At 34.8% G+C, this 15,928-nt stretch carries 15 protein-coding genes; 4 read left to right on the top strand and 11 right to left on the bottom strand.

Annotated features, from left to right (window positions below):
• Positions 1-175: 175 nt before the first annotated feature.
• A complete protein-coding gene (locus AC07N0_RS08060) occupies positions 176-1,468 on the bottom strand; it encodes a Xaa-Pro dipeptidase (RefSeq protein WP_494588770.1) in 1,293 nt (430 codons plus the stop codon).
• Between the two features lie 176 nt (positions 1,469-1,644).
• Here AC07N0_RS08060 and folP point away from each other — a divergent pair, with 176 nt between their 5' ends.
• A complete protein-coding gene (folP, locus tag AC07N0_RS08055; RefSeq protein WP_494588769.1) occupies positions 1,645-2,478 on the top strand; it encodes a dihydropteroate synthase in 834 nt (277 codons plus the stop codon).
• Positions 2,479-2,535: 57 nt separating this feature from the next.
• Here the strand turns inward: folP and AC07N0_RS08050 are convergent, their stop codons facing one another.
• A complete protein-coding gene (locus AC07N0_RS08050; protein ID WP_309912564.1) occupies positions 2,536-3,270 on the bottom strand; it encodes an MlaE family ABC transporter permease in 735 nt (244 codons plus the stop codon).
• A gap of 103 nt (positions 3,271-3,373) precedes the next feature.
• Here AC07N0_RS08050 and AC07N0_RS08045 point away from each other — a divergent pair, with 103 nt between their 5' ends.
• A complete protein-coding gene (locus AC07N0_RS08045) occupies positions 3,374-4,048 on the top strand; it encodes an SDR family oxidoreductase (protein WP_494588768.1) in 675 nt (224 codons plus the stop codon).
• Position 4,049: 1 nt separating this feature from the next.
• Here AC07N0_RS08045 and AC07N0_RS08040 read toward each other — a convergent pair whose 3' ends face one another.
• The 6 genes from AC07N0_RS08040 to AC07N0_RS08015 all read right to left on the bottom strand — a co-directional run bounded on the left by AC07N0_RS08040 (position 4,050) and on the right by AC07N0_RS08015 (position 9,921).
• Positions 4,050-4,514: a hypothetical protein gene (locus AC07N0_RS08040; protein ID WP_492802069.1), complete on the bottom strand. Its 465-nt coding sequence runs from the start codon at positions 4,512-4,514 to the stop codon at positions 4,050-4,052.
• A 137-nt stretch (positions 4,515-4,651) separates the two neighbouring features.
• Entirely contained in the window at positions 4,652-6,088 is a 1,437-nt protein-coding gene (locus tag AC07N0_RS08035) for a DUF1501 domain-containing protein (protein WP_494588767.1), read from the bottom strand.
• Positions 6,089-6,313: 225 nt separating this feature from the next.
• Positions 6,314-6,889, bottom strand: coding sequence for a hypothetical protein (locus tag AC07N0_RS08030; protein ID WP_492802066.1), 576 nt, complete (start codon positions 6,887-6,889; stop codon positions 6,314-6,316).
• Between the two features lie 571 nt (positions 6,890-7,460).
• Entirely contained in the window at positions 7,461-7,901 is a 441-nt protein-coding gene (locus AC07N0_RS08025; RefSeq protein WP_494588766.1) for a hypothetical protein, read from the bottom strand.
• A 387-nt stretch (positions 7,902-8,288) separates the two neighbouring features.
• Complete coding sequence (locus AC07N0_RS08020; RefSeq protein ID WP_494588765.1) at positions 8,289-9,470, bottom strand: AI-2E family transporter; 1,182 nt, start codon at positions 9,468-9,470, stop codon at positions 8,289-8,291.
• 319 nt (positions 9,471-9,789) lie between these two features.
• Complete coding sequence (locus tag AC07N0_RS08015; protein WP_492803660.1) at positions 9,790-9,921, bottom strand: lmo0937 family membrane protein; 132 nt, start codon at positions 9,919-9,921, stop codon at positions 9,790-9,792.
• Between the two features lie 263 nt (positions 9,922-10,184).
• On the opposite strand from AC07N0_RS08015, the gene AC07N0_RS08010 reads away from it, so the two are divergent.
• Entirely contained in the window at positions 10,185-11,123 is a 939-nt protein-coding gene (locus AC07N0_RS08010) for a YihY/virulence factor BrkB family protein (protein ID WP_492802061.1), read from the top strand.
• A gap of 15 nt (positions 11,124-11,138) precedes the next feature.
• Positions 11,139-12,005, top strand: a complete 867-nt coding sequence (locus tag AC07N0_RS08005) for a TspO-related membrane protein (RefSeq protein ID WP_494588764.1) — start codon at positions 11,139-11,141, stop codon at positions 12,003-12,005.
• On the opposite strand, the gene AC07N0_RS08000 is transcribed toward AC07N0_RS08005, so the two are convergent.
• From AC07N0_RS08000 to AC07N0_RS07990, 3 genes are read right to left on the bottom strand one after another with little or no spacing between them, the layout of a single operon-like run.
• Positions 11,989-13,434, bottom strand: a complete 1,446-nt coding sequence (locus AC07N0_RS08000) for a two-component system sensor histidine kinase NtrB (protein ID WP_494588763.1) — start codon at positions 13,432-13,434, stop codon at positions 11,989-11,991. The two genes, AC07N0_RS08005 and AC07N0_RS08000, sit on opposite strands and share 17 nt — an antisense overlap.
• Before the next feature lie 11 nt (positions 13,435-13,445).
• Positions 13,446-13,889, bottom strand: a complete 444-nt coding sequence (locus AC07N0_RS07995; RefSeq protein WP_494588762.1) for a response regulator — start codon at positions 13,887-13,889, stop codon at positions 13,446-13,448.
• Positions 13,886-15,928 (bottom strand): PAS domain-containing sensor histidine kinase, encoded by a 2,043-nt coding sequence (locus AC07N0_RS07990; protein WP_494588761.1) that lies wholly within the window; start codon positions 15,926-15,928, stop codon positions 13,886-13,888. Before AC07N0_RS07990 ends, AC07N0_RS07995 begins: the two co-directional genes overlap by 4 nt.

Below are 15,928 nucleotides of genomic sequence, written 5' to 3'. Positions count from 1 at the left end.
TTGTGCTGAAAACTAAAAATAACAGAAATAAATTATCGCTTTTCTTAAGTAATATGCTAAATTATTGTAATTGGTACTATATTACAACAAAATTTGTATTATTTCAACTTAAATACAAATACTTGAGTAAAAAGCACTAGTATAGATGACATATATTACCCTTTTATAAAGTATTTTACTTCTTTAATTCATTTTTATAAGTAATTCCATCCTTCATCACAAATTTCACTTTTTCCAGAATTGTTACATTTTCCAAAGGGTTGCCTTCTACGGCAATGATATCTGCAAATTTTCCTTTTGTAATAGATCCAATTTTATCTTTCCAGTCTAGCAAATCTGCCGCATTGATAGTGGCTGCTTGAATAGCTTGAAGGGGACTTAGTCCAAATTTGACCATATAAAAAAATTGTTTGGCATTCCACCCATGAGGGTACACGCCAGCATCCGACCCAAAAGCAATTTTTACGCCTGCCTTAGCGGCTTTCTCAAAATTTTCACGTTGAAGTCTGCCTACCAATCTTTCTTTCTCAATAATTTTTTGAGGATACCCCAATTTACCATATTCGCTCAAGATATAGTCGTCATTGTAAATATCAGCCACTAAATACGTACCATGTTGTTTCATAAGTTCAATTCCTTCTTCGTCAATAAAACTACCATGTTCGACAGATGCTACGCCAGCTTTAATAGCCATTTTGATGGCTTGCGTGCCATGAGCATGCGCACAAGTCTTACGTCCCCAAATTTTTGCTTCATCTACAATAGCATTCATTTCCTCTTGCGTAAATTGAGGTGCTCCCACACTTTCTTCTTCTGATAAAACACCCGCACTAGCACCGAATTTTATGACATCTGCTCCGTATTTAACATTATATCGTACTTGCTTTCTTAATTCATCCACTCCATCGGCTACGCCACTCATTTGTTTGGGAAATTGCCATGCTAGAAAGGGAGAAAAACCATTCAAATCTCCATGACTGCCCGTTGAGCCAATAAATAATGTGGCTACTTTCAAGCGTGGTCCGACTATCTCCCCATTATTGATAGCATTTCTGACCGCGACATCAACAAAGGCGGCAGCACCAACATCTCTACAAGCCGTAAAACCAGCTTCAAGTGTTCTTTTGGTAAAAATATGAGCCGTCACGGCATAATCCATCGGTGTTTTTCTAAAAATATCTGCATAATAATCACCACTTGGTTGAGTAGTAATATGCGTATGACAGTCTATCAATCCTGGTAGAACAGTAGCATTGCTCAAATCAATGATTTCAGCATTTTTAGGAATGGTTAGGTTTGCGCCAATATTTACAATAATATTACTATCAATCAGAATAATCTGATTTTTTAGCACTTCTCCAGATACTACGTCAATTAGCCTACCCGCTTTTATTGCTTTAACTTTCGTTTGAGCAAGAGTAACATTAAGCATTCCAAGAAAAAGAGCCGTAAATATTTTTAGTTTCATGATGGTAAGATTTCTTAAGGATAGCAAGATAAAATATATTTTTTGAATTACTATTCTCTCCAAATTTAGTATTTGATAAATTTTATCTGGAGTACTTTCCCAATGCTAGACAAAATGACTTTACTATTTTATTTATCTTTGGTGACTTATATCCTTAAATAGTTTAATAAAAATGTATGAATATCAATTGCAAGGGTAAACTTATCGACTTATCTATTCCCAGAATCATGGGTATATTAAATATTACACCTGATTCATTTTATGCTAATAGTCGCTATGATGACTTATCTAAAGTACTGATACAAGTTGAAAAGATGCTTTCAGCAGGTGCTACCTTTTTAGATATTGGTGGACATTCTACCCGTCCGGGGTCTAGACCTGTTGATGAAGAAGAGGAATTATCAAGAGTACTGCCTGTAGTGGAAATTATTATCAAGCATTTTCCAGAAGCATTGATTTCTATTGATACTTTTAGATCTGAGGTAGCACTAAAATGTGTGGAAGCTGGCGCTATTATGGTAAATGACGTCGCTGGAGGCTTGTTAGATGACAAAATGTTTGAAACTGTCGCCAGTTTAAACGTACCCTACGTCTTGATGCATAGCAGAGGTACTCCAGAAACGATGCAACAAATGACTGATTATGATGATTTGGTGATTGATGTGCTGGATGATTTACAACAAAAAGTGTTTCACCTACGCCAATTAGGGCAAAAGGATATTATTATAGACTTAGGCTTTGGTTTTGCAAAAACCATCAATCAAAACTATATTTTGTTGAATCATCTGAGAGACTTTGAAGTGATGGAATGTCCGATACTTGTGGGAGTTTCCAGAAAATCAATGATTTGGCGCAAACTGGATATATCACCCAATGATGCATTGAATGCTACTACAGTACTGAATACCATTGCTTTGATGAAAGGAGCTAATATCCTCCGAGTGCATGATGTTAAAGAAGCAATAGAAGCCGTAAAATTGGTAGATATGCTATCAGTAGAAGAGAATTAACTACCGACGTCCTAACGAATTATTATTAAGCAACTCGTTAGGACGTGGAGGGATAAACTAAGCTGTAACAAGTAATTGAGCCAATAAGTAATCTGCAATCAATACAGCGATACAACTGTTGGTAACGGCTGCTGTACTGGCTTGACCAACTTCTAATGCTCCTCCACTTGTGAAATATCCTTTAAAAGCGGAAATCGAAACAATCAGGAAGGCGAAAACAACTGATTTAATCAAGGCAAAAGGGACATTGAATGCATTAAATTCAAATTGAATACCTTGAATATATTCCTGAGGTGAGATTGCACCTGTTAACCAGCCAGCCAAATAACCGCCATATATAGAAAGGAAAGCGGCAAGTGTAACCAACATCGGGAAAACAATGATAGAAGCTACTACTTTGGGTAGTACCAAATAAGAGGTAGAATTAATACCCATTACTTCTAAAGCATCAATCTGTTCCGTAATACGCATCGTTCCTAATTCACCAGCGATGTTGGAGCCTACTTTCCCTGCCAATACAATACCTGTGATGGTCGGGGCAAATTCAAGAATGGTTGAATCGCGAACAATTAAACTAATAATATAATGTGGAACAAAAGGATTATCTAAATTGGCAGCGGTTTGTACACAAGTAACAGCTCCTAAAAAGAAAGAAACAATTGATACAATTAATAATGAGCCAATTCCAATCTGTACGGCTTCATCTACGGTTAGCCTTGTATATACTTTGAACTTTTCGCGGTTCGAGAACAGTTTTCCTAAGAAAATAAAATATTTACCTATTATTGACATTCTTTCTGAGATTATTGAAGCATGAATACTTCTAGGATTAGAAAAGAATTTAAACCTTTTACAGATTAAACGACTTTAAGTTAAGATATAATAGACAAAGATAATGAACAAAACGATAGTAGTAACAGGTGGCACAAAAGGTATTGGTAGAGCCATCGTTGAAAAATTTGCAAATGAAGGCTTTTTAGTAATCACTTGTGCCAGAAGTACTGATGATGATTTACCTGATAATGTACTTTTCTTCCAAGCTGATCTATCAAAAAAAGCAGAAGTATTGGCTTTTGCTGATTTTGTAAAATCTTCCACCCCACGCGTTGATGTATTGGTAAATAATACTGGCTATTTTTTACCGGGACAAATTCATAATGAAGAGGAAGGCACTTTAGAAACCATGATTGAGACTAATCTCTACAGTGCTTATAACCTCACAAGGGCTTTGGTAGGTGATATGATTACCCAAAAAGCTGGTTATATTTTCAATATTTGTTCGGTAGCCAGTATAGTTGCCTACACTAATGGGGGTTCATACTGTATTTCAAAATTTGCCATGTTGGGTATGAGTAAGGTTTTGAGAGAAGAGTTAAAACCTTATGCCATCAGGGTCACGAGCATTCTTCCAGGGGCAACTTTTACCAATTCTTGGGCTGGTGTTGAATTGCCCACCGAAAGATTTATCGCCTCTGATGATATTGCAACAGTTATCTGGACTGCCTATAGTTTACCTTCAACAACTGTTTTAGAAGAAATTGTAATGCGTCCGCAATTAGGCGATTTATAAATTATGGTGCTGGCGTCATTTTTACAGTGGCGTCAACATTTGAAATACCCAATTGTGGAAAAGATGCTTTACTACTAAAGTCGAAGTTTTTATCAGTAAGCTGAATGACGGTTAAAGTGCCAGAACTGATTCCTGCAATGCTAACATCTGTAACTTCGATGGCAGTTTCGTTATTAGTGAATTTCCAAGTACCATTGCTTGAGGTATTCCCATTAGTATCAATGGCTGTAACTTTACCGTCAGTTTTGAAACTTAATCTTACTTTAGATAAGTCATAGCCATTATTAGCTTGGTCTCTTGTATAAACAACCACTAAACCGCCAGAAGCGGAGGCTGATTGTACTTGCCAGATTGTGCTTGTGATATATTCTGTTTTGGTTTTGACAACTAAAGGGTCATCTTTTTTACAAGAAAAGGTTGTACAGAAAACCATTAGAGCTAATAAAGTAATTTTTAGATAAGACATTTGATATTTTTTTTTGAATGCGTTTTTGATAAGTAACGCTGAAATGCTTCAAAAGATTTTAAATATAAATAGAGACAAACGATTTTAGGCTACTTTAGCACATAAGCTTACAATTTTATCTAGAAAATAGGATACTTCTAAACCAAAATTGATTTAACAACTTTTCCTGCAACATCTGTTAAACGGTAACGCCTTCCTTGGTGCTTAAAGACCATTTTCTCATGGTCTATCCCCATTAAATGTAGTAGGGTAGCTTGAAAATCGTGTACATGTACGGGGTCTCGAACTATATTATATCCAAACTCGTCAGTTTCGCCATAAGTCATTCCTTTTTTAATCCCTGCTCCTGCCATCCAAATGGTAAAACATCTAGGATGGTGGTCTCTTCCATAATTATCTACTGTCAGTTTTCCTTGTGAATAATTCGTTCTACCAAATTCCCCTCCCCACACTACCAAGGTATCTTCTAACATTCCCCGTTGTTTTAAATCTTTAATCAAGGCTGCCGAAGCTTGGTCTACATCTTTAGTAATTTTCTTAATATTTTCAGGCAAGCCTCCATGATGGTCCCACCCTTGATGGTACAATTGAATGAATTTTACATCTTTTTCTGCCAGCTTTCTAGCTAACAAACAGTTAGCAGCAAACGTACCAGGCTTGCGTGCATCCTCACCATACATTTGATAGATATAGTCGGGCTCTTTTGAAATATCCAAGGTTTCGGGTACAGACGTTTGCATCCTATAAGCCATTTCATACTGACTAATCCTTGAATTAATTTCAGCATCTTGTTCTTGCTTAAACTGCTCTTGATGCAATTTCCCTAGATAATCCAACATTCTTCTTCTTGAAGTTCTGTCCATACCGTCAGGGTCGTTTAAATATAAAACAGGGTCTTTACCTGCTCGAAACATTACTCCTTGGTGTTCAGAAGGTAAAAAGCCATTTCCCCATAATTTAGCATACAGCGGTTGGTCGTAATTATTAGAACGCGAAAGCAACACACAGAAAGTGGGTAAATTTTTATTATCAGAACCTAACCCATAACTTACCCAAGAACCCATTGACGGACGCCCAGCTTGTTGATTACCAGTCTGGAAGAAGGTTACGGCAGGGTCATGATTAATGGCCTCAGTATGCATCGATTTTATAAAAGTAAGCTCGTCTGCTATCTGATGATGATGAGGCAATAAATCGCTCATCCAAGCACGCGAATTGCCATATTGAGCAAACTGGAATTTGCCCATGGCTAAAGGAAAAGATTTCTGACTTGATGACATGCCTGTCAATCGTTGTCCTCCACGTACTGACGCGGGCAATTCTTGCCCAAACATTTGTTTAAGTTTGGGTTTATAATCAAAAAGTTCTAGTTGCGAAGGGGCACCCGATTGGAATAAATAAATAACTCGTTTGGCTTTTGGGGCAAAATGGGGTGTGTCATTGCCTGCCAAAGCCTCTAAAGGATTGATGATAGAACCCAAAGCGGTAGCACCCAAGGCTAAACCAGATTTGAATAGAAACTCTCGACGACTCAATTGGCGTTCAACGTCTTGAATATGTTCTTTAACATTCATCTTTTTATTGAATGAGTTATAAATTAGTCAACTATTATCACAGAATATGTTCTAGAGGTTAATGTTTGCTCAGATACTTTCAAGCAAGTAAATATATTAACTATAAATATAAAGTTTATCCTTGTTATAAGGGAAACAAGCTCAAAAAAGAAAGGCTTGCACTGATTTCAATGTGTAAATACACAATGAAATCAGTGCAAGCCTTAGTTCAATAAAAAAAGCGTGTTAATGTATTTTATAAGAAAGACCAAAAGATAAATTTGTTCCTCGCTTCCCAACAATACCAACATTTAAGTTGGCAAACACGCCTAGACTTTTGAAGAGGAACAATCTTCCTCCTGCTTGTGCATAAAAGGCAGTTCCAGAAGCTTCCAGAATTTTCCCGTAGAGACCACCTACATAAGGGTCAAATTTACTTGGCTGCTTGCTATCTTCTCCTGAAAAGTGGTAATTTAAACCTACTCCCAAAAAACCATCTTCATAAATGCCATTTTTACCATACCATGTTCTGGCTTCTAAACCAAAGTTTCTGGCTAAGCCGAATTCTCCTGCCAACAATACAGGCAATAAATTATCCTTATATACAATACCGCCTTCTACGACCAATAATCCTCTATAGAATACTGGTGGTTGAATTTCTTCTTGTGTAACAACATTCGGTTTTGTTCCTTTTAAAACGGTATCGACCTCTACTACTACCGTTCGTTTAACAGTATCAGTCTTTTGTGCATGAATTGAGAACGATATTGATATTAATGAAATAATCAATAAATGAGCTTTAAAGGCGAGTAAATTTTTCATAAGTTTTAGCGTTTATAAATTTCCTATTTAAACATTACATAAACTATACCAAGGTAAAATCATGTGATTTAGGGTAATTTTATTCCTAATATGAGGTAAGATAAATATTAATAATGAATTGTTGTTAGCTATTTCAAAAAACTTTTTACCCATAAAACAAAAAAGGAATAGCTCATAAAAGCTGTTCCTTTAACCAAAAACCCTAACTGCTTAATTAGTATTGTTATCTAATCATAGATTTCTCTTTAAAATAGTCGAACCAACTTCACATCTCAATCCTATCGACAAACTTATTGATTAAGTAAAAAGGCAAAGGGAGGATTCTCCCTATCCTTTATCGAATACCTAACCATTACTAAATTAATAATCTTTGAAAGTAGTTAATGCTAAGTTTTCAAGAAACAGGGAAATCCATACAATCTCCCTGTTTAACTATGCTATAACCACTTTTAACTTATTCATACTGGTTTGTAATTTGATATAAATATGGGAGTAGAGTTCCACTCCCCATTTATCACAATCTAACCACTATGAAAAAGACAAAATATCTTTGATGACTAGTCTGAAAGACTTATTGAATTTTCTCTTGAACTTTATCAATTTGCTTATTCAAATCTTTCTTAAATTCTTTCCAGTCACGTTTCTTTTCACTTTTTAACTCTTCTAATGATCTATCTAACTCATCAAGTGAATTTTTCAAGTCATTTTTCTTTTTTTCAATACGAGCTTTTTCTTGTGCTGAAGCATGTTTTATGTCTTCGTCAGCTTGTTTAAGCTTGATATTGATTTGCTCTTTGCTATAGTCAATCTTTGAAACCAAAGCATCTTTTTCAGATTCAATATTCTTACTCACGTCTTTAGCTTCTTCTTTCAACCCCTCAACAGTACTATCTGTTTTTTCTTTGACTGACTCTTGAGCATCTTGAGCTTTATCGGCTATATCTTGTTTCTCGCTTCTAGAACAAGAAAAAAATACCGAAATAATCATTAAAGCAATTACTGAATTTCTCATTGTATCTTGATTTTTTTTTGAACAAAAAAAATATACCAATCTAAAAAAAATTGAGCCTTCAAATAAACTGTGTATTAAAAGCCACAAATTAAGGTATTTTTGGGGAATTATGTAGAGAATTCTACACAATATTAATTTTTTTTGCGAACTTTTAGGTTCTATTGGTAAAACATCAGAAGATTTTAACATTTAATCTTTGTGTTGTACTAAAAAATATAAAAATTATATACCATCCCTTTTTATCATAAATCTGAGGTTAATTTTTTATACAGGTGAGGTTAAATTGCTACAATGTGGGAGAATTTTGTCTCTTTGCATACCCGTTTTACAAAAAAAAACGAATATCATAATGATACTCGTTTCTATTATATTGCTAAAAGCTTCACGCTAATTTTCTTTATCTACCTTCTTTTTTTTACCCTTCACCAACGATTTTACATCTTCAGTGGTTTCATTAATTGTTTCCACTAATTCAGGCACAAATTCTCTCATCTTCTTTTTCTTTTCTTCCATAATCCGATTATGGTCTGGCTCTCCTAATAAAAACCCAAATGGCTTCAAGTCTGTGATGGAATCAAATAATACTTTTAAGATTGCCACAGTAGGCAAAGAAAGAGCCATCCCTGCAATGCCCCAGAGAGCCGACCCAAGTAATAAAGCAACAATGGCTACTAAGCCGTTGATACTTATTTTAGACCCTACTACTTGTGGCGTAATAAAATTGCCTTCCAGAAACTGAACAAATATAAAAACTCCCGCTACTCCTACTGCGTACATGGGCGAGTCTTTGGTGATTAATGCGATGATAATTGGTAGAATAGAACCTATTAGAATACCGATAAAGGGAATAATCAATAAAGCTGCTGCCAAAAAGCCAAAAAATATGGCATAGTCTATCCCCAAAGCCAACAACCCAACCGTATTTAAACTTCCTACAATGAAGGTAACCGTAATAAGGCCTTTTAGATAACTATGCACTACTTCATAAATCTTTGTCAGAACAGTATCTATCGCATACTTACTTGCATTTTTAAATACTTTATAGAAAAACAGTTTGAAGAAATCTCGATAATACAATAAGAAGAACATATAAATCGGAATCAAAGACAGATTACCAAGCATATTTCCTGTCATTGAAAGTGCCGAGGTAAATACAACTCCTCCACTTGATAACATCCCCGTTGCATACTGACGAAGTTTGTCATTCTGGATTTTCCGTCCTACATGGAAGTGTTGTTCTGTCCATCTTTGACATTGCAAGAATAAATCCGTAAATCGTTTTTCTAATTGTGGAAACATTTCTGTAAAACTAGCAATTTGTGTAGAGGCCAACCAGATAACGCCAGCAGAAATTACTAGAAAAAGAAGCAAGGCTATGGTTACGCCTGCGACTCTACCTAAGCCAATTTTTTCTAACCAGTTAGATATTGGGAACAAAGCCATTGCCAGAATAACTGCCACATAGAAAGGCACTAAAATATCTTGTAGAACCACTAGCCAATACACCAGTATGGTTACAGATATCAGAGAAAAAGCAAATTTTATAATGAAAGGAAATCGTTGAGCCATCGGAATAGGTTTTATTTAATACAGCCAATCTAGCTGATTTTTGAATTTAATGTCTTAAGTTAAATCATTTTATTACTCGCAAAAAAAAAGGATTGTAAGATAATACAATCCTTATATGTTTTTAACATATAACTGTTTAGCTAGCGAAATTCTTAACATTTATAACTTATTAACATGTAAACTCTTTAAAATACAGCAATGTTTAGCATTTTGACATTAGTATCACTATTTACGTATTTATATTTTCAATAGAAGCACTCAATTTCCTAGCAAAGAAGAAATAAAAGAGAAATTTTAATTCTAAAGAACATTACAATAATCACATCTCTTCGCGAATAATTGATATCAGCACTGTAATTAAAGCAAATACTAAAAAAACGTGAATTAATCCATTTATGCTAAACATAAAAACGCTGATTGCCCAACTCATTAATAGTAAAAAGGCAATCATGGAAAAAACATTTTTCGCTAAGGGGGCTATAATTAAATTATACATACAGACAATTACATATTGGGTTTCAATTACTTAATACGTAATTAATCGTTAAAAGGTAACATTTGTTAAGCATTTTCATTAATTAAATTTTAATGCCACAAATAAAAGGCAAAATCCCCTTTTAAAAGGCTAAAAATGTGGAAAAATATCTACATTTTTATACAACATATAATGGCATTATAATATTAGCAGATTAGTAACATCAAAATAACACAACTATGAAATATACCTTAAAAGATAAATTCAAAGAATATACTAGTTTTGCGGGAGAAGTTTTTGGTGAGTTCTCCAATGATAATGCTACCAAGCTGAGTGCCTCTTTATCTTATTATACTATTTTTTCGCTTGCTCCCATGCTTATCATTGTTATTTCAGTGGCAGGCATTTTTTTTGGCAAAGATGCCATAAGAGGAGAACTTTTTGGACAAATAAACCAACTGATTGGAAACTCAGCAGCTAAGCAAGTACAAGAATTGTTGAAAAATGCAGAAAAGTCGAATCAATCGGGTTTTGCTGCCATTATTGGTTTTGTCACACTACTACTAGGAGCAACAGGGGTTTTTGCAGAAATTCAAGATTCTATCAATTATATCTGGTCGTTGAAAGCCAAACCTAAAAATAGTTGGGTAAAATATCTTGTCAATCGTTTTTTATCTTTTTCACTCATCATCACACTAGGTTTCCTTTTATTGATTTCCTTAACAATCAATGCCCTATTAGGTTTGTTTGACACACAATTACAGCGGTATTTTGAGAGTAGCTTTACCGTATTTCTTTTCAGCTTAATCAATGTTATAGTCATTTGGGGAATCATTACCCTCCTCTTCGGCGTAATCATTAAAGTATTGCCCGACGGTAAAATTTCTTGGAAAGATACCCTGATTGGAGCTGGTCTTACTTCCTTATTATTCATGGGAGGCAAGTTTTTGATTGGTGTTTATCTAGGGCAATCGGCAGTTAGTTCTACTTTTGGCGCTGCTGGCTCAATTGTTTTAATTCTATTATGGGTGTACTACTCTTCTATCATTCTATATTTTGGGGCAGAATTCACCAAAGTATATACCCGCCGTTATGGCACGCCAATAGAACCTAATAGCAATGCTGTATTTATCGTAAAAAAAGAGCTTGAAGTAAAACACCCACCAGTAGTTAACTAATAAATCTTAAAAGTTATGGAAGCTGTATCATTAAATCCTATAAAAATAAAATCATTACAAGTACTGAATTTTATCTTCTTTATTGTAATGGTAATCATGAATGGTTTAGCCAATGCTCTACCACTCAATGGTAAAGCAACTAAGGAATTGTCAGATCAATACCCTAATTTGTTTGTGCCTGCTAGTATTACTTTTTCTATCTGGGGAGTAATTTATTTTCTCTTATTGCTTTTTTGCATTGTGCAGTCAAAAAGCCTTTTCCAGAAAAAGCCTGATGCTACCATAGGTTTTGTAGTAGACGAAATTGGCTTTTGGTTTATCATCAATGCTCTTCTTAATTCGCTATGGATTTTAGCTTGGCATTACGAGTATTTGATAGTATCGATGGTTATTATGCTTGGTATTCTGGTTTCATTAATCAAAATCAATTACCATATAAAAGCCACTCAGTCGTATCTTAGAGGTGCTACAAGATTTATCATAAAAGCATCGTTTGGCATATACTTAGGCTGGATTTGCATTGCTACAATCGCCAACGCCACGGCTTGCTTCGTAGGTTTTGGTTGGACAGATGGCTATATCTTAGGACAATCATGGGCAAGTATCATGATTTTGGCAGGGAGCTTTATTACTTTCTTGTTGGTAATTGATTTGAGAAATAGTTATGTAGGATTCGCCGGCATTTGGGCGTTGTGTGGTATCATACTAGCTCGTTATGATGATACCATCTTCTATCAATACATTGTTTTTAGCGCTGTTTTAGGGATTGTAATCATCATTGTGAGCATCATAATGGCTTCAACGATTCTATTGTTTTCTTCTAGGAAGAAACTCCCAGAACCACACAATCACAATACTCACAACACTACGATACCTGAGTAAAGGTAACCGTAAATTTTGTACCTTTTTCTAATTCAGATTCCACCTCTACCCTCGCTTTATGAGATTGAATAATGTTGAGGGTAGCGGCCAAACCTAAGCCAATACCATTGTTTTTTGAAGTAAAATAAGGCTCAAAAAGGCGGTCTATGTGTTCTTGACTAATGCCCACTCCGTTATCTTCAATCGTAACGATGGCAAATTTACTCCTTTGGGTAGCCTTAATTTTCAAAACGCCCTCTCCTTCTTTCATAGCCTCTACCGCATTAATAATAATGTTGAGTAGGGCTATTTGAATTTTGGCTTTGTCAACATCAATCCAAATATCTGAAGAGTAATCGGTGATTAATTGAATGTTTTTTAAGTTGATTCTATCTATGGCTTGTTCAATAGTGCTATCTAAAATTTCCTGTAAAGTATATCTACTAAAGGTTACTTCTGATGGCTTAGACGTATTCAATAATTCAGAAATTAAATCATTTATTCGCTGACTATTTCTTCGGATAATATCAATAAAGAATTTGGCATCTTCGGCATCTTCATCAAAATCAACTTCCATTTGTTCAATCGAAAGGTTGATGTTTGTTAAAGGATTACGTACTTCGTGGGCCAAAGTACGTACTAAACGCCCTGTAGCTGCCATTTTTTGATAGAGTAAAGAATCGCGTTCATCTTTCTTTCTAGACGTAATATCATGAATGATTCCGAGGTAATAAGGATTACCATCGCTATCTAATTGACGATTACAGTGAATAGAACATTGCTTTTTCTCCCCAAATTTAGTTTCTAATAGTACTTCAAAGTCGCTGATTTCCCCTTGAGATTCCAACTTATTAATAAATTGGCGGCGGTCTGTTGCATGAACAAAAACAGAATAGCTTTTTAAGCGATAAAGTTCCTCTTCTGTATAGCCGAAAAGCTCGGCAGTTGAAGGGGTAAAATAATTGAAAGTGCCATCTAACCGAGCGGTAAAAATGGCTTCCTTGGTTTGGTCAAAGATATTTCTATACTTACGCTCACTTTCACGCAGGGTCGAAAGTGTATTAGCTCTTTCCAGGGCATAACGGATGCATCGTTCTAGCTTGTCAGCATCTAAATCACTTTTTACTAAGTAATCAAATGCACCAAGTGACATTGCTTCTACATCAATGCGTTTATCGCCTTTCCCTGTCAATAAGATAACAGGAGCTTTTAAGCCATGATCAGTACCAGCTTTTAGTAAATCAAGACCTGTTTTAGACCCCAACAAAAAGTCGAAAAAGCATAAATCGTATTGCTTATTTTTGATTTTTTCTACGGCATTCTCAAATGAAAAAGCCCAATCAATTTCAAATTTTTGAGTTTCAATATCTCTTAGATAATCTCTTGTAAGCACAAAATCATCTTCGTCATCATCAACTAGCAATAATTTAATCGTAGTATTCTCTCTCATATTTTATTTTATCAACTTGGCAACTGAATAATTTCAAACCAATACTTTCCAATGGCACGAATAACCTCTATAAAACGCGTAAAAGTTACGGGTTTAGATATGAAGCTATTCACACCTAAATCATAACTTTCGATGACGTCTATGTCTGACCTAGAAGTAGTTAATATAATGATGGGTATTCTACATAAATCAGGGTCAGATTTTATAATTTTAAGGGCATCTCTCCCATCTATTTTGGGCATATTCAAATCTAAAAGGATAAGGTCGGGGCGTGGATTTTCAATTGGATCTTTAAATTTACCATTCCCCCTTAGATAGTCCAGTAGTTCAATACCATCTTCTACAGACTTTACTTGATTTATTACATTATAATCATTTAAAGCTTCTTGAGTCATTATTCTATCATCTGGATCATCATCTGCGATTAGAATAACTATACTTTTTTTGTGATTCATAATTTTTTTGTTAAACTATCGGGGTGCGTAGGTAAAAATATTGTAAAAGTAGCCCCTTCGTTTGGCTTACCTTCAGCCATAATTATTCCTTGATGGTTTTCTACAATCTTCCTACAAATGGCCAACCCTAATCCTGTTCCATCAAATTCTGCTCTACCATGTAATCGCTGAAAAATCACGAAAATTCTTTCAGCATATTCCTGCTCAAAACCAATCCCGTTATCTTTTACCGTAATTTTATAATAGTCCTTATTCTTGTAGTCTAAACCCAACTTGCTTAATTCTCCTTTGTTTGCTTCTTTTGCTTCAATGCGTATTTCTGGAGTATGGTTCGGCTTAACAAATTTCAATGCATTACTGATTAAATTTTGAAACAATTGGTGCATTTTCGGCACAGAGGCCTCCAAAATCGGCATCTTGCTTACAGATACATTTGCATTGGTTTCATTAATTTTTATTTCTAAATCACTCAACACATTTTCAAACGTTTTGTTGAGGTCTAAACGCTCAAAAGTTACCATCTTTCTTGATAAACGAGAATATGAAAGAAGGTTCTCCATCAATGCCTCCATTCTATGGGCAGAATCAATCATTCTTGAAAGATAAAAACGTCCATCATCATCAAGCTGATGACCGTATTTTTGTTTGAGTCTATCGCCAAAAGCTGTTATTTTTCTAAGAGGCTCTTTTAAATCATGTGATGCTACATAAGCGAATTGTTCTAATTCTTGATTGGTCTGATTAAGCTCGTCTAATTTCTTTTCAAGCTCTTTCTCATACGCTTTCAACTCAGTTACTTCAACCGTATTTCCGATTAATTTTAGGGCATTTCCTTCTTCATCAACCGTTACCCACCCTTTGGTATGTACATCTTTCGATACTCCATCTAAATCAACGATTTTATGTTCAAAAGAATAAGGTTCTTTATGAGCTATGGCATTGTGAAGAACATTTTTAACATTTACTAAATCTTCACTTGGCATTCTGGTGTAACAAAATTCCACATTAAGCCTAGCAGGAAGTTTAGTAATGTCACTTCCAGCATATAGTTTTTTCAATCCATCAGAAAATTGTACTTCATCTTTTTGTACATTCCATTCATAACTTCCGTAACTCATCATAGCTTCAGCCTCTTTGAATAAGTCTTTGCTTTTTCTAAGTTCATCATAAGCGTTAGACAACTCGTCTACCTTTGATTCTAGCTCTTGCTTAATTTTTGTTATTTCTGTGATGTCATGCGAAGTACCCAGAACACGAATTATTTCTCCTTTTTCATCTAAAAAGCATTTACCTCGCACTGCCATTTGCTTGATATTGCCTTTATTATCTGTCATTTCATGCTCGTACTCATAAATTTCTTTTCTCTCATCTAAGGCATCCATAGATACCTTAATCACCCTAGTGATATCTTTTGGTGAAATATGTTTTTGATAAAACCCATAAGGCATTAATGAGTCTTTAAAATCATTTTTGTCATACCCAAACATTTCGTAAAGGCCATCAGACCAAATCACAAAATTATCACCTACCCACCATTCCCAACTGCCATAGTTGAATAACTTTTCGGCGTCATTTAATTGATTTTGTACTTGTATTGTTTTTTCAACCAGTTCGTTCTGAACAGTAATATCATCTGCCAAAATCATTAATACACTTGGTATATTTTTATCATCCTTTTTGGTTAAGGTAATTTTATTGCTAACTGTAATTTTTTGTCCATCTTGTGTTTTTATTTTCAACACAAGCGTTTGGCTATCATTAACGGAAGCTTCGTTAAAAGAGTCTTTCAAAAATTGAAACAAATGCTCGACAGAGGTGAAATTTATGATTGGGAATACCTTCGCATCGTTAGAGAATAATTCTTCAGCAGAATAGCCTGAAACAACGTTATTTCGGGTATTTAAGTAAATAGCCTTTTTGTCTGTTAAATCTAACAGATATACAAAACTAGGAATGGCTTGTAAAAAGCCATTAAAGATATCTGATTGGCTATCAGTATCAGTTTTAAATACTTCTAACAAATATTTGGGTACATCCAT

Source organism: Arcicella sp. GW821-FHT09D11 (genome assembly GCF_059416265.1).
This window is presented reverse-complemented; position numbering and strand designations above follow the sequence as displayed.